Source organism: Macrococcus armenti (genome assembly GCF_020097135.1).
Lineage (GTDB): Bacteria > Bacillota > Bacilli > Staphylococcales > Staphylococcaceae > Macrococcoides > Macrococcoides armenti.
Map to the genome: position 1 here is coordinate 1,693,145 of NZ_CP083608.1, position 16,105 is coordinate 1,709,249.

General features: G+C 42.3%; 26 protein-coding genes and 3 pseudogenes. 1 reads left to right on the forward strand and 28 read right to left on the reverse strand.

Going from position 1 to position 16,105, the window contains the following annotated elements; translation table 11 throughout:
• Positions 1 to 108 precede the first annotated feature (108 nt).
• The 5 genes from LAU42_RS08920 to LAU42_RS08940 all read right to left on the reverse strand — a co-directional run bounded on the left by LAU42_RS08920 (position 109) and on the right by LAU42_RS08940 (position 3,472).
• Positions 109 to 624: an antirestriction protein ArdA gene (locus LAU42_RS08920; protein WP_224183251.1), complete on the reverse strand. Its 516-nt coding sequence runs from the start codon at positions 622 to 624 to the stop codon at positions 109 to 111.
• Positions 625 to 665: 41 nt separating this feature from the next.
• Positions 666 to 980: a hypothetical protein gene (locus LAU42_RS08925; protein WP_224183252.1), complete on the reverse strand. Its 315-nt coding sequence runs from the start codon at positions 978 to 980 to the stop codon at positions 666 to 668.
• A 221-nt stretch (positions 981 to 1,201) separates the two neighbouring features.
• Positions 1,202 to 1,408 carry a helix-turn-helix domain-containing protein gene (locus tag LAU42_RS08930; RefSeq protein WP_224183253.1) on the reverse strand — a complete coding sequence of 69 codons (207 nt, stop codon included), beginning with the start codon at positions 1,406 to 1,408 and terminating at the stop codon, positions 1,202 to 1,204.
• 1,328 nt (positions 1,409 to 2,736) lie between these two features.
• On the reverse strand, positions 2,737 to 3,144 hold the full coding sequence (locus LAU42_RS08935) for a hypothetical protein (RefSeq protein WP_224183254.1): 408 nt from the start codon (positions 3,142 to 3,144) through the stop codon (positions 2,737 to 2,739).
• A complete protein-coding gene (locus LAU42_RS08940; protein ID WP_224183255.1) occupies positions 3,137 to 3,472 on the reverse strand; it encodes a hypothetical protein in 336 nt (111 codons plus the stop codon). Before LAU42_RS08940 ends, LAU42_RS08935 begins: the two co-directional genes overlap by 8 nt.
• 77 nt (positions 3,473 to 3,549) lie before the next feature.
• Here LAU42_RS08940 and LAU42_RS08945 point away from each other — a divergent pair, with 77 nt between their 5' ends.
• Positions 3,550 to 3,915 (forward strand): hypothetical protein, encoded by a 366-nt coding sequence (locus tag LAU42_RS08945; protein WP_224183256.1) that lies wholly within the window; start codon positions 3,550 to 3,552, stop codon positions 3,913 to 3,915.
• Here LAU42_RS08945 and dcm read toward each other — a convergent pair.
• The 23 genes and pseudogenes from dcm to LAU42_RS09060 form a co-directional block, all read right to left on the reverse strand.
• Positions 3,899 to 5,521, reverse strand: a complete 1,623-nt coding sequence (gene dcm / locus LAU42_RS08950) for a DNA (cytosine-5-)-methyltransferase (RefSeq protein WP_224183257.1) — start codon at positions 5,519 to 5,521, stop codon at positions 3,899 to 3,901. The genes LAU42_RS08945 and dcm overlap by 17 nt on opposite strands.
• A gap of 19 nt (positions 5,522 to 5,540) precedes the next feature.
• A complete protein-coding gene (locus tag LAU42_RS08955) occupies positions 5,541 to 6,161 on the reverse strand; it encodes a DUF3310 domain-containing protein (protein ID WP_224183258.1) in 621 nt (206 codons plus the stop codon).
• A 23-nt stretch (positions 6,162 to 6,184) separates the two neighbouring features.
• Positions 6,185 to 6,703, reverse strand: coding sequence for a hypothetical protein (locus tag LAU42_RS08960; RefSeq protein ID WP_224183259.1), 519 nt, complete (start codon positions 6,701 to 6,703; stop codon positions 6,185 to 6,187).
• Between the two features lie 30 nt (positions 6,704 to 6,733).
• A complete protein-coding gene (locus tag LAU42_RS08965) occupies positions 6,734 to 6,967 on the reverse strand; it encodes a hypothetical protein (protein WP_224183260.1) in 234 nt (77 codons plus the stop codon).
• Complete coding sequence (locus LAU42_RS08970; RefSeq protein ID WP_224183261.1) at positions 6,964 to 7,539, reverse strand: nucleoside 2-deoxyribosyltransferase; 576 nt, start codon at positions 7,537 to 7,539, stop codon at positions 6,964 to 6,966. Before LAU42_RS08970 ends, LAU42_RS08965 begins: the two co-directional genes overlap by 4 nt.
• A gap of 11 nt (positions 7,540 to 7,550) precedes the next feature.
• Complete coding sequence (locus LAU42_RS08975) at positions 7,551 to 7,757, reverse strand: hypothetical protein (protein ID WP_224183262.1); 207 nt, start codon at positions 7,755 to 7,757, stop codon at positions 7,551 to 7,553.
• Positions 7,754 to 7,957, reverse strand: coding sequence for a hypothetical protein (locus LAU42_RS08980; protein ID WP_224183263.1), 204 nt, complete (start codon positions 7,955 to 7,957; stop codon positions 7,754 to 7,756). Before LAU42_RS08980 ends, LAU42_RS08975 begins: the two co-directional genes overlap by 4 nt.
• Positions 7,950 to 8,222 (reverse strand): hypothetical protein, encoded by a 273-nt coding sequence (locus LAU42_RS08985; protein WP_224183264.1) that lies wholly within the window; start codon positions 8,220 to 8,222, stop codon positions 7,950 to 7,952. Before LAU42_RS08985 ends, LAU42_RS08980 begins: the two co-directional genes overlap by 8 nt.
• On the reverse strand, positions 8,222 to 8,467 hold the full coding sequence (locus LAU42_RS08990) for a glutaredoxin family protein (RefSeq protein ID WP_224183265.1): 246 nt from the start codon (positions 8,465 to 8,467) through the stop codon (positions 8,222 to 8,224). Before LAU42_RS08990 ends, LAU42_RS08985 begins: the two co-directional genes overlap by 1 nt.
• Before the next feature lie 21 nt (positions 8,468 to 8,488).
• On the reverse strand, positions 8,489 to 8,965 hold the full coding sequence (locus tag LAU42_RS08995; RefSeq protein ID WP_224183266.1) for a phage N-6-adenine-methyltransferase: 477 nt from the start codon (positions 8,963 to 8,965) through the stop codon (positions 8,489 to 8,491).
• A gap of 22 nt (positions 8,966 to 8,987) precedes the next feature.
• Positions 8,988 to 9,728, reverse strand: coding sequence for a 3D domain-containing protein (locus LAU42_RS09000; RefSeq protein ID WP_224183267.1), 741 nt, complete (start codon positions 9,726 to 9,728; stop codon positions 8,988 to 8,990).
• A 28-nt stretch (positions 9,729 to 9,756) separates the two neighbouring features.
• Positions 9,757 to 10,425, reverse strand: coding sequence for a PhoH family protein (locus tag LAU42_RS09005; RefSeq protein ID WP_224183268.1), 669 nt, complete (start codon positions 10,423 to 10,425; stop codon positions 9,757 to 9,759).
• Complete coding sequence (locus tag LAU42_RS09010) at positions 10,418 to 10,678, reverse strand: hypothetical protein (protein WP_224183269.1); 261 nt, start codon at positions 10,676 to 10,678, stop codon at positions 10,418 to 10,420. Before LAU42_RS09010 ends, LAU42_RS09005 begins: the two co-directional genes overlap by 8 nt.
• Positions 10,679 to 10,696: 18 nt before the next feature.
• Positions 10,697 to 11,713, reverse strand: coding sequence for a class 1b ribonucleoside-diphosphate reductase subunit beta (gene nrdF / locus LAU42_RS09015; protein ID WP_224183270.1), 1,017 nt, complete (start codon positions 11,711 to 11,713; stop codon positions 10,697 to 10,699).
• Positions 11,714 to 11,743: 30 nt separating this feature from the next.
• A pseudogene (locus tag LAU42_RS09020) lies at positions 11,744 to 12,106 on the reverse strand (ribonucleotide-diphosphate reductase subunit alpha); the annotation flags it as partial.
• A gap of 264 nt (positions 12,107 to 12,370) precedes the next feature.
• Positions 12,371 to 12,964, reverse strand: a pseudogene (locus LAU42_RS09025) (ribonucleotide-diphosphate reductase subunit alpha); the annotation flags it as partial.
• Positions 12,965 to 13,121: 157 nt separating this feature from the next.
• On the reverse strand, positions 13,122 to 13,673 hold the full coding sequence (locus tag LAU42_RS09030) for a GIY-YIG nuclease family protein (RefSeq protein ID WP_224183271.1): 552 nt from the start codon (positions 13,671 to 13,673) through the stop codon (positions 13,122 to 13,124).
• Positions 13,674 to 13,800: 127 nt separating this feature from the next.
• Positions 13,801 to 14,929: pseudogene (locus LAU42_RS09035) on the reverse strand (ribonucleotide reductase N-terminal alpha domain-containing protein); the annotation flags it as partial.
• 12 nt (positions 14,930 to 14,941) lie between these two features.
• Complete coding sequence (locus LAU42_RS09040) at positions 14,942 to 15,166, reverse strand: hypothetical protein (protein WP_224183272.1); 225 nt, start codon at positions 15,164 to 15,166, stop codon at positions 14,942 to 14,944.
• Positions 15,166 to 15,324, reverse strand: coding sequence for a hypothetical protein (locus LAU42_RS09045; protein ID WP_224183273.1), 159 nt, complete (start codon positions 15,322 to 15,324; stop codon positions 15,166 to 15,168). The genes LAU42_RS09040 and LAU42_RS09045 overlap by 1 nt, the downstream gene beginning before the upstream one ends.
• Positions 15,325 to 15,344: 20 nt before the next feature.
• On the reverse strand, positions 15,345 to 15,509 hold the full coding sequence (locus tag LAU42_RS09050) for a hypothetical protein (protein ID WP_224183274.1): 165 nt from the start codon (positions 15,507 to 15,509) through the stop codon (positions 15,345 to 15,347).
• Positions 15,510 to 15,533: 24 nt separating this feature from the next.
• Positions 15,534 to 15,914, reverse strand: a complete 381-nt coding sequence (gene nrdI / locus LAU42_RS09055; protein WP_224183275.1) for a class Ib ribonucleoside-diphosphate reductase assembly flavoprotein NrdI — start codon at positions 15,912 to 15,914, stop codon at positions 15,534 to 15,536.
• The gene (locus LAU42_RS09060) at positions 15,901 to 16,104 is read right to left on the reverse strand and encodes a hypothetical protein (protein WP_224183276.1); all 204 of its coding nucleotides are present in this window, start codon (positions 16,102 to 16,104) and stop codon (positions 15,901 to 15,903) included. The genes nrdI and LAU42_RS09060 overlap by 14 nt, the downstream gene beginning before the upstream one ends.
• Position 16,105 lies beyond the last annotated feature (1 nt).

Below are 16,105 nucleotides of genomic sequence, written 5' to 3' on the forward strand. Positions count from 1 at the left end.
TCTGTATCACGTATAATACGTAAATCAGTCCGAACGCGATGCCTGCAATAAAGCAGACTATACACGCCTTTAATTCGTCTTTACACAATGTTTTCGTCCTCGTTTCGTCTAACATGAATAAAATAAATATGCGTCGTCTAGTACTATCTCCGTATAATCGAATGCACAATCACGGCCAAACGCTTCATAATCGAAATAACGTTCAGTAAATTCGTCAAGGTCAAGAATTTGCTCCGCCATATAATAGCCTAACGCTTCATGCGAATTGCTACAACATGAAAAACCGCCGCCGTCAATGTAGATAATTCTGTAATACTGTTCAATATCAGTTACTAGCTTGTCGAGGTCTTCGCACCATTCCGCCTCTTCGAAAAATACGAGTTTCTCGTAGTCCTCCGATAATTCCTGCGCTTTGCTGACTAATTCGATTAAGTAGTTAATGTTTGCGTACTGTTCGATATTAAAAGGCGCTTCATAGTCGCTTATAATGAACTCACATCCTGCGCTATCTTCTAATAATTCTTTTAAATCTTCGCAATCTGTTGAATCTGTTAAATCGTACCACTTACCGTTGTTAATACTGTGACTTACGTTTTCTATAAAAACATTTACTTCGATTGTCATAATAATATACCGTCCTTTTTTTCGTTTATTTTTCGTTTAACTTACCACGTCGATATGATAATACTTTCGTGTTTACCTTTACCGATAAGCCACTCGCCTCGATCGATTGCTTCCGCTAACTCCGGAATATCTGACTCGGCGTCACTATCCTCGTCGTAAAAATTGTAGTGATAGAATAGCCACTCCGCCGCGTCCTTATTGTCAGTCGGTACGCCGTCAAGATAGTACCATTGACCGTGACAGATTGCGAATATTGCAGCGTCTGCGTCTAATCCGTAGTTAAGCATATTAACGAATGCCTCTAGTGATTCCTCGTCCTGCGCTTTAATTAAATGATTAAGCGTTAAGTTTTTCATGTTTGCACCACCTTTCGTTTATTTTTCGTTTTATTACTCGTTAGCGTTTTTCTCGAGGCGCTACCCTATCCGTCTGAATACGCCGCAACGCAAGTCTATTTTATAGGCGCTTAAAGCGTTGCGCGCCTTGTTGCTTTTCTAACTGTCTTAACTATATCACACGTATTACGATATTGCAATGCTTTTTTGCAACTTTTTTAAAAAACTTTTTAGCGTTATTATTAAGTTAATAAATCGTCCAACTCGTCCACCGCTTTATATAGCTTTTTAGCGTTCGTTAATGTGATGTTACCTAATTCCATTTTACCGTTACGCAAACGGCTAACCGTCGATAGCGATATATCAGCCTTACGACTCAATTCGTTACTTGATACATCAGAAGCTAACAACGCTTTTATTTCGTTTTCGACTTCCTGCGCTTTGTTCATATCTGCACCGCCTTTCGTTATTGCTTATCTATACTATACGCTTTGCATTGCGAAATTGCAAGTGTTAATTTAAAAAAGTTTTATAAAACATCCGTAAAAATACCGTTAAACGCTTGCAGGCGTAAGCGTTGACCGTTCACATAAATTTTTAAGCGTTCGAGTTTCTTCTTATATAGTAAAATGCGCGCATGTATTCGGCAACGCCTCGAAGGTATTACGTATTTACTGCGCAATCGACCGAGATAGCGTATACAAAGCCTATAACGTCAAGCGTTGCCTATAACGTATTAGGCCGTCAAAAATCCCACTAGGGCGCGCACCACCGCAGCCGACCGCCGCCGCGCACGCAGGCGCACTCGTGTAGGCGTACACACGCACGTACATGCTATGACGTATTCAGACCTCGAAAATCCCACTAAAGCGCCACGCACACACACACGCACACAAGCGCTACATATACGCAGAATTGGTATAACGTATAGCGTCTTTAACGTATTCAGCGACCAAAAATCCTACTAAGGCGCGCCACACCTCTGACACACGCATGTATACGACACATTCGCAGTTAATCCGAAGGAAGAGCGCAGTTACTCCGAAGAAAGAGGGTAGAAATAGTTGACTTTCGTTTATAATTCGTTTATTATACAGATATAAGGCGACTCGTCCTCGCTTTATAAATCGTCTAGGATACCCGTAGTCTTTCTCGCAAAAAAGACTGTGTTATTGCGGACACTTAAACGGCATATCCATTCGCTTATTTTTCGTTTATAGCGTCTACGACTCGTCATCGTAGGCGTATTTTTATGGCCTTTTTCGGATTGATTGCGTAGAAAGATGCGCCCGTCCCTCCGATCATTCAGCCGTTCTTCTGCGGATAAAAACGAAAAAAAAATCGACTGAAATGGCGGAGAAATATCCGACACCCCCTTCGACTATTTTTGCGAATCTTTCTACGTATCATTCTGCGGATTAATTACGACCCAAAACGAAAAAATTCCAATTGAATCTCGTAAAGTAAATCACGATACCCCCTTCGGTTAATTCTGCGGCCTCTAACGAAAAAATTCGAATTCAATTCCGAAAAGAAAATTGCGAAATCCCCTCCGATTCTTTAACCGGAGTAATAACGAAAATAAATTCGAATTGATTCGCCAAAAGAAAATCAGCGATCCCCCTCCGTTCTTTATGCGCATCTTTAACCGCATATCTGCCGCTGCCTATACGTATAAAGACGAAAAAAATACGGATTAGATACCCGAATCTAAATCGGATAACTCCCCCGTATCTTCCTGCGTATCTTTCAACGGATATACTCCGCAGAAAGAACGTTATTTAACTTTCTTTAGCTTTAACTCCGTCTTAATACGATTAAATCGTGTAGGAACGTTCCTACTAACGCCTCTTGAATCGTAACCGCCTGCACCCGCAAAAGACGATTCCTTTCGTAACCTAGTTTCGTATTGGCGTTCGGACAAGAACGGATATTCTTCGCGTGCTACTATCGACCCTTTACGTTTCTTCTTATCGGTCTTTAGTATCAGCGTTGCCATACGGTCTAGCTGCGCAGGAGAAGGTCGTTTATCCGTATGATATATGTACGCTTCTGCACCGATTAAAACTGATAAGCAGCGTAGTTCCTGCGTAAATACATCGTACCCCTTCGTATCTAACTGCGTGTATAAATCGTCTATATATGCGTCAAATTCCGTATTGTAATCGTCGGTAAAGTTAAACATCGCTTAACCCCCGATTAATCTCCGCATGTACCTTATCTACGATCGAATCTCGCAAGCGTCTGATATGTCGTTCATTAACGTCTATCTTATCCGCCCAATAAAGAATGGATTCGTTATATTCGCTGACATTATCGGTATATACTGTATCGACGATTAACCGCTCACTAGCGGATAGGTCAGCATTCTTTAACGCAATATCGAAATCTATTATCGGTGTCATATCGGTTGGCGCGTGCATGAAGTCTAATGCGCTTAGGAACGCCCTGTTTTCGAGTAAACCTCGTATAATTTCTTTTGTATACCGTTTCTTCTTCGTCAGTTCAACCATCGTTTCACTTCTTTCGTTTAAATATCGTTGTAAAATTCGTTGTTATCGTTTATAATTCGTTAAAAGGAGGTCATCGTATGACATACGCAATACCCGAAGGATTCGTATTACTACCGTCAGATAAAACGCCATTCATTCGCTTTGACGTGCAGTTGCGACGTTTCTATTTAACGAAGGATTTATTTAAAACGCATGGACTATCGCATAAAGATTACGTTGGTCTTGCGTATAATAAGCAGTCTAAACAGTTCTTAATCGATAAATTCGGTAGAACGCATTATATCGATGCACGCGGCTACGTAACGTCTGCCCGTTTAAAAGAAGAAGTACACCGCAGCCACGGCAACGATCCGTCAATACAAGCGATAAACTTCGCTTATAACGAAGAGATGTCTAACGCTAGGTTTATCGTGTTTGACGAGGTTACTACGGTAGATAAGTAAGCAGGCGTTCTCCTAACGCAATAATAACGTTTACAGTAACGGCATTTCCTGCTTGTTTATAGCGCTGTGAGTTCGAGATACCTGCCGCCTCTACGACATCATGCTGCTCGTCAGTAAAGCCTTGAAGACGCCAACACTCTTTAGGCGTTAGTTTACGAATACGTAACGCAGGCTTTTCGAACGCCATAGAATCGTGTTGCACCGATGTTAATGCGTTAGCAACTTCTTGTCCGTTAGGCTCTAGCGTTTTTTGTCCGTTTCGTGTGCGGTCTGCTACGCCTTCTATAGCGAAGATTGTATTAGACATGTCTAAAGAGGCGCTACCCATAGTCTTCATGTTTGCTCGCAGTGTAGGACTGTTGTCATCTTTTCTAATACGCAATCCCTCATCGTATCTATAGTCTCCAATCTGCGGAGTACTCTTGCCAAGTCTTCCTTCGTGCTTAACACGACTAAAGATAAAATTCGACTTCTCTTCGCTTAAATAATACTTCTCGTCAACGCTTGTTTCTAATACGTCAATCAATCGAAGGTCAACCGTATCATTATCCGGATAGGCGAAGTTAAACGTCTTAACGCCTTCATACTGACTGATGCGTTTCTTACCTTTTGCAACAACGTTTGTTCCTACGATATTCCATTCTTCGTTATCAACTAAATCTTCTCGTACTGCAACGATAAAGATACGCTCACGATTCTGCGGTACTCCGAAATACTTCGAGTTAAGTACGTCAAAATCCACTCTATACCCGATATCATTCAACGTTTTAACAATAGTATCTAGCGTTTTTCCTTTATCGTGTCCGACTAATCCTTTAACGTTTTCGAGAAGCAATACGCTAGGTTGCTTCACGGAAGCAATACGCGCTACTTCGAAGAATAACGTACCTCGAGCGTCTTCGAATCCTCCGCGCTTACCCGCGACCGAGAACGCTTGACAAGGAAATCCTGCCGCCATGACATCGTGATCGGGAACGTCTTCTGCGTCAATCTTCGTAATATCTCCGTGCAGTACGTCGCCATTATGCAGCGTTCTATACGCTTCACTAGCGAACTTATCGATTTCACTAGCGAATACACACTCGCCTCCTACTGCATCTAATCCGAAATCAAAACCTCCGATACCTGCGAATAAACTAATATACTTAAACGGTTTCTTTTCTCCATTATATTGCGTTTGTGTGTTCGTCAAACCATCGCCCTCTTTCGTTTGTTTTTCGTTTATATCTTGCTCAAATATTAATTCAGCCGCTCCTGCGCTAGTTAACGTAGGGGCGATACCGTCAGTCCAATAACATCTCCCTGCTTTTTCAAACACACCTTCAACCTCTATAAACTCGGTTACAACGTCGTCATACCTGTCGTCTAAAGACAGTATTCTTTTTACGTCGTTCCACACATCCGGTCTAGGCACGGAAAAGCAGTTATCCGTCCTAAACCAATGTTCTACTTCTGTTTTATTAACGCCAATACTGTCCGCAATATCTTGTAACCTCAGACCACTAGTCTGTCTACTAGATCGCATATAAGATACAAAATCGTTTTTAGGAACAGTATGTCTTCTTCTAACTACGGGAAGCGTTAACTCTTCGTAATCAATTCGCATTATCAACGCCCCTTTTCGTTTATTCTTCGTTTCTGTCCGCAATATTATCGGCTAATCTCGTTAAGTACCATACGGCTTTGCGGATATCCTGTTCCTGCGCGCCTTTAAATGGACTACGGAATAGATACTTAGCCGCAGTAGCTACGAGATAAGCGTCCACCGGATTATCGTATCTACTCGCTAAGTCTTCGAGAATATCGATTACTTCCGTCTTCCCTGTCGTATAATGATCCGGATGATTTACGTTATCCTTCTGCGATTCTTTAAACGCAAGACTATCCGGACTAATCGTTGCTAACGCTTTGTCTGAATCGCTTTCGAACGATAATGATTCAGCGGTAATATTAACGCCTGTATAATCGTCTAATGACGTTGCTACTGCGCTATATGAAGGCGTTAAGGCCTCGTCGTCGTACTCTTTTTGCGGCGCTAATTCGTATTCATCTGCGAAGTACCAAACGTCGCAAAACTCTACTGTATCAAGCGTACATTCGCCGTCAATATCCGGTGCAAAGTTTAATTGGTCTGCGTGATTTGGCGTAGTTAATGCCGTCACAACTTTAGGCGGTTTAACATCTTCCCCGTTTAACTTCGTAATTACTAATAAATCGCCCGCTTTAATCGTTCTTTTATTCGTCATATAATCGTCTCCATTTCGTTTATTTATCGTTTAGTGATTTCTTCGAATACAATGCGCTCCGGCAACACTTTACTGCATAAATACACGCTACTGAATGGCGGATTTAAGGACGGCTTCTCGTCAGCGTAATCCTTAAAGTACGCTACCCTGCGATTCAGATACATTATTTCAAACGGATTATCTCGGAACATCTCGAATCTCCTTTGCGATTCAAATAAGCCTACAACGCCGATAAGCATTGCAAACGGCTTATCTAACGTAAACAATCTATCTAAAACATCTGCCTTTATTGAGTACGGAGGATTACTGATAATATAATCGCAATCAATATAGGTTTCAAAGAAGTCTTGGCCGCTTTGTAAATGCGTTGCTACTACCGTATTACCTCGTTCTTTAAGCATTTTCACAAAGTTACTTTCTTCGGTATCAAACGGACACCATACTGTAGCATCGTTTGGGACATATTTTAATATCGGATCTATTGCGTACCTAGGCGTGTAGAACTCGTCATTGCCGCTACCTGCAACTTTATCCATCTTCACATAATCGACTCCATTTCGTTTGTTTTTCGTTTAAATACCCGCATACATACTGTCATAGAACGCTTTATTAAACCCGTTCAGTCTTCCGTGAATAACTCCGTAATCTCCTATCGCCAACAACGTGGGAAGTCGTCCTACGTCGTATAAGTCGATTACCGATTCACATTCGTTTATATCAACGATTTCTACTGCTTTATCGTTAGCCCAACGTTTAGCCGTCAGACTAACTAAGCAGCTATCGTCCGTTACTAAAACGTATCTCATTCGCCCACTTCTTTCGCTACTTCGCCTATAATCTCGTCAAATTCGTAGAAACCGTGACCGTTCGTTAAGTCTAATACCGTTCCGTATACGTATTGATTAACGCCATACTCACGACGATCGCCCGATTGTGATGACGTGTTAGCACGGCGTATGTCGGTGTTGTGCGGTAGTATGCGCTTTTTAACGGCCTCTGCGCAGTATTCTTTGACAGACGCTAGCGCTGCTTCATTGCTCATTAATCCGGCATCTAAAACGGCAAAAATACTTAAAATATCGCAAGCAACATCTCGCATACCTTTTATCTGTCCGAGTTCTACTAGCGTTCCTTTACCGTTCTCGTGCGCATCAATCACGATAATATCGCTTTCCATAATGCCCTGCGTATCATTGCGTACAATACGTTCAGCTAGACCGTCCTGTACTGCGTTTGCTTTATCGTTAATACTAGCGTCTTCTTGCGGTGCATATACTGTAGCGCCTGCTTTACGTAATTCTTCGGCTTCATACGCTCGTTGTCGTTGCGCTCCGAATGAAAGCATGTCTCCCGCGAGATATACCTGTTTATTCGTCATTTAATCGTCTCCTATTCGTTTATAGTTACCTTATAACCTAGCGATTCTAGTGCGTCTTGAACTGCGTACGCATCGTATTCCCACATATATCGCTTATCTAAAACTTCTATACCATCAATTTCGATAGTTACATCGTAACCCTCTTCATAGCAGCATCCGTCGCCGCAATGCCATGTAAATAAATCGACATTAACTATAGCTTCGCCTTTATTTATCATACTTCGTCTCCTCCTGTCGTATTCCATACCGAATACAAGAAATTTAATACGTCTAATATTGCAAAAATGATATAAACCGTTATATAGTTATCAACGTAGAATAACCAATTAGGCGCTACGTCCGTTACTACTGCGACCTTAGCAGCGAGTAATAACACGACAATTAGTGTCATTATTGCGTTTGTTACGAATCTAATCATTTACTTCGCCTCCGCCATTCAACAAGTCTTCTGCGCGCCTTACTGAACGTCTTAGCCTATCGACCTTCGCCTGCTTAGCCTTATTGCGTCTAAATCGTATTTCTGTAATAAGTAAATCTATTCCGTTAAGTGTTGCGTAGATTACCGTAAAAATGATAACCGTAGATATAGCCTTTGTAGCATCGAATGTTTCGTCAAATACTACTGCGTTAAAAAACATTACTACCATCGATCCTAAGCATACATTCGCTATGTGTTGTCGCATTATCGTTTACCTCCTAGCTTTTCGCTTATATATCGCATACCTTCTCCGCCGCCGATAAATCTATCGCCGTTTTCAGCGACTAAATGCGGTACTTTAAATCCTACTTCGTATTCCGCAGCTTTAATCGGATGCTCTTCTGCATCGACAATCTCGACTTCGATATTGTTAAGCGCTAACTGCGCCTTTAATGCTTGGCATTGCGTACACGATTTCGTTGTAAATAATATAGGTAATTTATTCGTCATATTTAATCGTCCTTCTTTCGTTTATTTATCGTTTATTACGTCCATACTTGACAGCAACGGACTCTCTCTCTCTGCGCCACTAAACGTTACTATAGCGCTAGGGAACGGTGCAGACTGCTTACTGCCACCGAACTTAACGCGCCCTTTGATTAAGCAGATTTCGTCCGCTTTCATTACGTAGTCGTGCCAATACCGTGTATCCGTCCTAGAAGGTATTAAGCAAACAACCGTAGCACCCTTAACGCTTTCTTCGTATGCCTTGCGTACCCAATCGCCAATATCACGTCCATAAGGCGGATTCATGAATACGATATCCTGCGACCAATCTTGCGCTAAGCCGTCGTCTTCAACCGTAAAGAATTTATCGCACTTTGCGTTAATTCCGTCACTACACGGGTCTAACGTAAACGCATATTTTTCGTTTAAAGCGTCGAATAACGCTTGCGGCGTAGCCCATTCGTTAGTTGCGCTACTGAAATGCACGTCTAAATTCGCCATCTATCAACGCCCCTTTCGTTTATTATTCGTTTATAACCGTCAATGTAACGTCATGACGACCTTTACTGATTGCTTCGGATTCACTTCCGACTAGGATATCGATTGTACTGCCGTTTATAGCACCGCCTGTGTCTCCTGCAATAGCAGTAAACGATTCGTACGGTGTATCAACTTGCACAATCGTTCCTAACGGAATAACGCTAGGGTCAGTCGCAATAACACGATAGCCATTCGCATGGGTCGTGTTGCTTACGTCATATCCTGCTGCGGTTATTCCTGTACACCCTGCGCAATTAGCCGTATAGTACGTAGCCGTCGCATATATCGTTCTTCCTGTCGCTCTTTCAGCGCCTCTTTCTACGTTTCTTGTCGCTGCTTCCACACTTCTATCTGCGCCTTCTGTATCGCCGTTATATCCGGATTCAATACTGACTTCCTGCGGTACAGTCGGTTGAGTTCCGATATCTTCTGCGACTGCAAGTGAATCGTCCTTAACATCGTTATTAATGCGATTGCCTGTACCGTCTGTACTATCGCTAGTATCGTTATTTCTGCCGTCATTGTGCGCAGTCAACTCCTTCTTCGGTTTATATTCGGGTAATCGTTTTACTTCGTGATTAACTTCGGTTGATTTCGTTATTGTCTTCGTTTCTTCTGCGTCCTTGCTATCGTCTTTATCGAATACTCCGAGTGCTACCGTATAAATCAGCAGCAAAAGGAGTAATACGATTGTGACGATTTCTGCTCTGTATTTACGCGTCAAACAATCGCCTCTTTCGTTTATTTTTCGTTTAATCCCACGTTAGCTTATCCGCATGTTCAGCTAAGTCTCCGCGGAAGGATTTTGTAAGCGTGATTACTTCGCAATAATCTTCGTTTCTAAAGTGTTCTAAGTACGGGATAAATCCGCTAGAAGACTGTTTCGGTAAATCGCATTGACCGTCGTGGCCGATCATGATAACCGTACAATCGTCACTAATACGCGTTAATACCTTCTTTAACTCGCCTCGCGTTAGATTCTGCGCTTCTTCCACTATAACCGTCTTACCTTTCAGATTAGTACCGCGAGTAAACGTATGCGAGCGCGCCTCAATCCACTTCTTATCGCTACCAACGAAATCTCCCGCCTGCTGAATAATGTTTAACGGGTCTTGCTCGCCACATTCCTGTAAAGCGTCGATTAATGGCGCTAAATATTCGAGTTCCTTTTCCGCAGTAGTTCCGGGACGGTATCCTAGCGTTCTTTCTTGCGGTGTACCGAATAGGAATACGCAGCGTTGTCCGTTAGTTTCGTATAGATACTTCGCCATTGCAACGGCAATAGTCGTTTTACCTGTACCGGCCTTCGCATTCACTATCGTAAGCCTATTCGTTAAAATCGATTCAACCATCGCCTCCTGCTCGTCTGTCATACGTTCTCTTAATCCGTATAATAATACGCTTCCATGTAGTTTAGTCATCGTAAACCTCCGTGTATTCTTCGTAGTCAGAATAATCATCGGAAGACGACGTTAGGACGCATTCAACGTCCTGTAAGTCTACCGTGACTGTATCGCCACTAACTGATGTCATCGTCATCTTTGTCTTGTATAACGGATTAGCGCCTTCAAACGCAGTTACGACGGCAGCAACATCGTCTTTCCACATTACTGCGAAATAGTGAGCGCCTCTCTTCATATAAAGGTTTATCGTTACGAACGGATTAGCGTCCATAATATCGCCTCCTGTCGATTAGTTATCGAAATTAAATACGAAGTCTTCGTCAGCTAGTGGCGTACTATTACGTGCGATCTCGTAGCCGTCGCCTTTAACCGAGAAGAAGTCGTGAGTACTTGTCTTCGTATCTAAAGCGTTCATAACAACCGGATTAAACTCCTCGTGAGGGAACGCTTCTTTAACGCCTAGATTAGCTAACGCCTTATTTGCGTTGTATCTTACATAGCGCAGTACATCATCTAATATTTCGCTGCCTAGCGGACTGTAAATCTCTTTAGCGTATTGAACTTCGTTATCATATAACGTTTGTAACAGTTCTTCGCGTGCTTTATCCGCCTCGGCTTTGCTTTCAACGTCTAGGTGCTTATAGATATCCTGCGCATCTAATCCGACTGCCACTCCGTGTATACTTTCGTCTAGTAGAATCTTTCGTATGATTTCTCCGGACGCAACCATCTTTCCGTTGCCTTTCAGATATAACGGATAGTAGAATCCGCTATAGAATAAGAAGGATTCTAGGAATACCGAGGCAACCCGTGCCATGTATGACGCAAACAAATCATATCTACCGCGCTCTTTATACGGCATAGGTTTTACCGATATATCCGGATTAATCTCGAGATATGTTTTTGCGATTTTATCCGCTTTCTTAACTAACTGCGGCTGCTCTTTCGTGAATTCGTCTAAAAGATAATCCGTTTCAGACGGTGGTAATAACGTAGTAAATATCGTTGAGTAGCTTTTAGCGTGCATGTGTTCCATAAACGCCATAAACGAGAATACTGCTCGCTTACGATCCGTGTCCGTATCCATCATAATTAACGGCATACCTACGTCTCCCTGTAGCGTATCTAATCCTGTTAATCCCGCAAGTATCTTAGAGTACGCTGCCTTTTCGTCTAAACTAAGTTCTTCCCACGAAGGAATGTCTCGGGATACCTTGAATTCGGTATCCGTCCACATCTGCGCTATGTTTTGTCGCCATAGCACGTTAAATATATTCTCCGGTTTATTCCAATTTATTGCGTGCATTTAATCCGTCCTTTCTGTTATATACCGCTTTTATACTGCACATGATGTACATTCTTCCATGCTTAACAGTCTATTACGCGTATAGTAAAGCGACTTCAATCCTTTTCTATGCGCATAAATGTAATAACGTGCTAGTTCTCGAGTGTCAATATCGCTATCAACGAATAATATCGTTGCGATACCTTGGTCGATGTGCTGCTGCGCAGTAGCGATAAGGTCGATCATCTTATACATATCGATATTCCACGCAGTCTTATACGCAAAGACTGTCTTCGGCGATAGATACGGCATAGGATAAAACGTTTCAGCATTACCGTATGTTCTACGTTCAATGTGTTCTACAATAGGAGATAAAGCGCTTGTTGCGTTTTGTACGTATGAAATACTTTGAGTCACTTGTGTTCGAGTAAAGTCGCTAATTTTACCCCGCCTTTTCGGCTGCTTACGGTTTCCCGCAAGGTCAGACTATATCACAATCGGATTTACCGATCCTTTCCCACTTCCGCCTGCTTAGGCGTACTTCCCGCTACGGAATAGTCGTTGAACTTTCCTTACCGCTAGAGTAAGGCTTAGCTGCGGATTGCCCTCGTCTTTACGTTAGGGTGTTCCCGCAATTCAAGAAAGTTATCACTAGCGTTTGCTAGCGCCCAATTATTTAGGAGCAATTGCGCTTAAATACCCGTGATACATACCGTACTTTTTAACGTCATCTCGTAATTGTCGCCAATCTTCCACAGAAGGCAATTCAATACCGTCAAATAATTCGTACACCTGCGTATGTGTCGGAATAATATCGTCAGCAATATACGGCTCAAATACCGTACCTTTCGCATACTCCGATTTATCGAAATCTTTAAACGTAATTCCGCGTTCTTTCGCAATCTGCATAGAACGTTGAATCGAGTAATAACGTACTGCCGCAAAGAATACGTTTACGAAATCCTTTGCCTGCTCGGACTCATATGGGATTAAATTCTTCGCTAAGAATCCGTGCAAATTCATCGAGCCTAAACCGATAGAATGTAGTTCGTCGTTTGCCTTCTTAACTCCCGGAGCATTATCGATAGATGTTCCGTCTGTAACGGCAGTTAGCGCGTCAACACCTGTATGCACCGAATCTTTAAGTTTGCCCGATTCCATTACGTTTACGATATTAAGCGAGCCTAAATTACACGATATATCGCGCCCAATTACGTCTTCTTTTCCGTAGTCGTTAATCGTATGCTCGTCCATTAGATTGAAAATTTCCGTCCTTTATATTCGACAACGTTCGCTAGGCGTTGCCCGTTCTCTTATGAACTGCTTTACATCGCTGCAAAGAGTAGACTATATCATTATCCGTAAGTTGCGGATAGCCACCGTTTCCATTCGCTTGAATGTACTCCCTTTCGGGATAGTCGTTCGGCATTTATTTGTCGAGGTAGTACCATTCCGTAAACTTTTCAGATCGTGCGCGGTTTCCTACAGTCGATACGCTTACGCCGTGAGCCTTAGCGGCTTCTGTCATCGAAGCATACTCAACTCCTTCGGCCACAACCGGTTTAGAATTAACTTCTTTAACCCTATCCAACATTCTTTGGGATTTAGGTCGCCCATACATCGGATTACCTTTACCGCTAAATACCCTGCTCTTTAAGGCAGATATTTCTGCTGCTCTAGGGTTGTTTGAGAATGTGTCCCCACCGTCTCGGGCATTTGATATATTGTACTTTCTTTCGGTAGTATCAATATATTTCTGTTCAATAGCGATGGCTTCTTCTTTATCACTTACGGTCTCTAAAACGTTGAAATAAAACGATTCTTCCCCGTACATATTCCAATCGTCTTGCATTCTCGTGTTATAATGCGTATTACTTTTTAACATATTCTTGTGCGATCTCCATCGCTTCTCCAATTCAACGCTCCTACCGATATACTTTGTATCAGTATTAACGCAATGTATTTCATATACATCAAACAATCTTGACCCTCCTTTTCGTTTATTTTTCGTTTACTTCGACAAAATTTAGCACGGGATTGTCTCGAAAGAGTTTCCCCGTTTAGGCGGCTTTTCGATAAGCATTACTGCTTAAAGGTGCTAGGATTTAACACAAATTAGACATCTGAATCGTCCCAATATCTTTAAGCGCATGACTGCGGTTAGCGTTATCCTTAAATACTATGTAAGGATATCCGGACTCAATCTGCGTCTTAGCGATCGTTGTCAGATACTCACGAGCGTCTGTAGACTTCTTACGTACGTTAGGATTACGTTTCATATCGTCGTAATACTTGTCTAAATCGATATCCTGCAAGTCGATGCCGTATTCCTTCTTAACGGTATAAGGGTCGAACATATACATCATTTCGCCTTTCTCCGCTAATTCAAAGAACTTATCCGGAATAGTTAAGCCTACTGACAACGTAGATAAGCGCGCGTCCTCGTCAGCGTTAATCTTCTTGCTGCCGATTACTTCGAGTGAGTCGTAATGGAATATATTAATGTAGATAGCGCCTGCGCCGGGGACGTTGTCCTAATTGGTCTGCATACGAGAACTTCCCTTCTAGCATTTTAGCAACCGGTAATACGCCTTTAGCTACGCCTTCGATTCCTTTAATACTGCTTCCGCGTGAACGTAAGCGTGATCCGTCTATAGCAACTCCACCTCCTAGCTTAGATAACTGCGCTGCGTTCGATTCAGCAAAGCTAATTCCGTTTAAAGAATCTTCGATACTAAGTAAGAAACACGAGACCATTTCGCCTCTACGCGCTCTTCCTGCGTTCATATACGTAGGAGTTGCGGGTTGATATCGCTGTTCCATTAAGGCTCTTGCTAATCTAATCGCAAACTCCTTATCTCCGCCGGCTAGGTATAAAGATACGATTGCGTTATGTTCCGCATAGTCTTCGAGATACATCGATTTATCATTCGTCTTTAATGCGTAATCTTTAAAGAACTTCGTTATAGCCATATAACTAGCGAACTTAAAGTTGTAGCTTTCCGTCACTTCCGTTACTTCTATTACATCGTCAAGCGAATATTGCTCGAATACATCGTAGTAATAATCGTTTTCAATCAACCATTCAAATCGTTCCTGTATCGAGTCAAATCGCATTCTGCGTTCTCTTACTTCTTCTACGAAAGCCTCGATTGCTTCACGGTCTTTATCGAGAGTGTAGAATCCGTTACTGCCTGTCTTTGTTATTTCGTTATTTAATTCAACGTGTTTGCTCAATTAAACCGCTCCTTATTCGTTTGATTCGTTAAATGCGTCTGCTACGTTTACTGCCGATTTCAGAACGTCTAATAATTCGGGTTTCTGAATTAGTACCGCAGCTAACGCTACTGTCGTTCCTTTGTACGAAATAAATCCGCCATCTTCCGTGATTACAATCGCTAAGGCAACGGATGATTCGTTACCTTCGGTTACTTTCGTCTCTACTTCGTTAAATACGCGTTGTAACTCTTCCATTACGCATAACCTCCGTCTATTTCGATTTCTTTTACGATCAAGTAACTCGTATTCGCATACTGTCGCGCCTTGTATTCGCTGACGAACGCTTTCAGTAGTACGTGTACTTCGTCGCTAGTGCCTTCGTTAATTACTTCGAATACGCCAAATACCGCCATGCTTATCGCTCCATTCCGTTTTAATAAACTTCGATACTATCGATTTCTACATCGGAAGGTACTTCTGTCATCGCTATATCATGCGCAACATCGTACGGGTCTTCTCCCGGCTCAACTTCAAACGTTGTATCCATCGACCAATATCCTGTAATCGACATTTCGTATACCTTTTTTTCTTCGCTCATATCATCGTCTCCTTTTTTAGAGCGCTACTGCGTCTCCATTTTGTTTAGTTTTCGTTTAATACGTTCTCCATCGTACTTAGTTCCGCGCAGTTCAAACTTCGCAATCAACGGTACTCCATAATGATCGCTTATAATATCGCCTGCCTTACCGTAATTAACGCCCCAATTCATCTGTCCGCTTGCAATAACGCCTACCATAGTCTCGCTATTAACCACAAGAAAATCGTTTACCTCTTCCGGCACTTGCCCGAAGTAGTATGTCGGTGTTATCAGAACATACGGACTATCAACGTTGTCAACTTCGGTAATATCAATCGTCTCGTACCCGTCTAGGTAGTCCTCAACGAATCGACGTACATTACCGGTCATACTGTAATATGCAATAATCGGCTTATTCTTCGTCATAAGGAAACAACGCTCCTAACAACGCCATAAATACGGTTGCTAATCCGTTATATCCGGCAGCAATAGTGGCGTTATGAACGATGTCTACGTGAGTAAACACGCTGCCTACTGCTCCGATAAATAACGCAAAGATAAACGTTGATAACGCAACAATACCGATAATAGCTATATCTGCGACTAATCCACGCATT

Bases quoted from the DNA above. Each gene is read 5' to 3' on its own strand.
- LAU42_RS08995 (WP_224183266.1), bottom strand. From the start codon at position 8,965: ATGGCGAATTTAGACGTGCATTTCAGTAGCGCAACTAACGAATGGGCT.
- LAU42_RS09050 (WP_224183274.1), bottom strand. From the start codon at position 15,509: ATGAGCGAAGAAAAAAAGGTATACGAAATGTCGATTACAGGATATTGG.
- dcm (WP_224183257.1), bottom strand. From the start codon at position 5,521: ATGCGAATTGATTACGAAGAGTTAACGCTTCCCGTAGTTAGAAGAAGA.
- LAU42_RS08930 (WP_224183253.1), bottom strand. From the start codon at position 1,408: ATGAACAAAGCGCAGGAAGTCGAAAACGAAATAAAAGCGTTGTTAGCT.
- LAU42_RS08940 (WP_224183255.1), bottom strand. From the start codon at position 3,472: ATGGTTGAACTGACGAAGAAGAAACGGTATACAAAAGAAATTATACGA.
- LAU42_RS09010 (WP_224183269.1), bottom strand. From the start codon at position 10,678: ATGGACGCTAATCCGTTCGTAACGATAAACCTTTATATGAAGAGAGGC.
- LAU42_RS08990 (WP_224183265.1), bottom strand. From the start codon at position 8,467: ATGACGAATAAATTACCTATATTATTTACAACGAAATCGTGTACGCAA.
- LAU42_RS08935 (WP_224183254.1), bottom strand. From the start codon at position 3,144: ATGTTTAACTTTACCGACGATTACAATACGGAATTTGACGCATATATA.
- LAU42_RS08920 (WP_224183251.1), bottom strand. From the start codon at position 624: ATGACAATCGAAGTAAATGTTTTTATAGAAAACGTAAGTCACAGTATT.
- LAU42_RS09060 (WP_224183276.1), bottom strand. From the start codon at position 16,104: ATGCGTGGATTAGTCGCAGATATAGCTATTATCGGTATTGTTGCGTTA.
- nrdI (WP_224183275.1), bottom strand. From the start codon at position 15,914: ATGACGAAGAATAAGCCGATTATTGCATATTACAGTATGACCGGTAAT.
- nrdF (WP_224183270.1), bottom strand. From the start codon at position 11,713: ATGCACGCAATAAATTGGAATAAACCGGAGAATATATTTAACGTGCTA.
- LAU42_RS08970 (WP_224183261.1), bottom strand. From the start codon at position 7,539: ATGACGAATAAACAGGTATATCTCGCGGGAGACATGCTTTCATTCGGA.
- LAU42_RS08965 (WP_224183260.1), bottom strand. From the start codon at position 6,967: ATGAGATACGTTTTAGTAACGGACGATAGCTGCTTAGTTAGTCTGACG.
- LAU42_RS08985 (WP_224183264.1), bottom strand. From the start codon at position 8,222: ATGCGACAACACATAGCGAATGTATGCTTAGGATCGATGGTAGTAATG.
- LAU42_RS08975 (WP_224183262.1), bottom strand. From the start codon at position 7,757: ATGATAAATAAAGGCGAAGCTATAGTTAATGTCGATTTATTTACATGG.
- LAU42_RS09005 (WP_224183268.1), bottom strand. From the start codon at position 10,425: ATGACTAAACTACATGGAAGCGTATTATTATACGGATTAAGAGAACGT.
- LAU42_RS08980 (WP_224183263.1), bottom strand. From the start codon at position 7,957: ATGATTAGATTCGTAACAAACGCAATAATGACACTAATTGTCGTGTTA.
- LAU42_RS08945 (WP_224183256.1), top strand. From the start codon at position 3,550: ATGACATACGCAATACCCGAAGGATTCGTATTACTACCGTCAGATAAA.
- LAU42_RS09040 (WP_224183272.1), bottom strand. From the start codon at position 15,166: ATGGAAGAGTTACAACGCGTATTTAACGAAGTAGAGACGAAAGTAACC.
- LAU42_RS09045 (WP_224183273.1), bottom strand. From the start codon at position 15,324: ATGGCGGTATTTGGCGTATTCGAAGTAATTAACGAAGGCACTAGCGAC.
- LAU42_RS08925 (WP_224183252.1), bottom strand. From the start codon at position 980: ATGAAAAACTTAACGCTTAATCATTTAATTAAAGCGCAGGACGAGGAA.
- LAU42_RS08955 (WP_224183258.1), bottom strand. From the start codon at position 6,161: ATGACGAATAAAAGAACGATTAAAGCGGGCGATTTATTAGTAATTACG.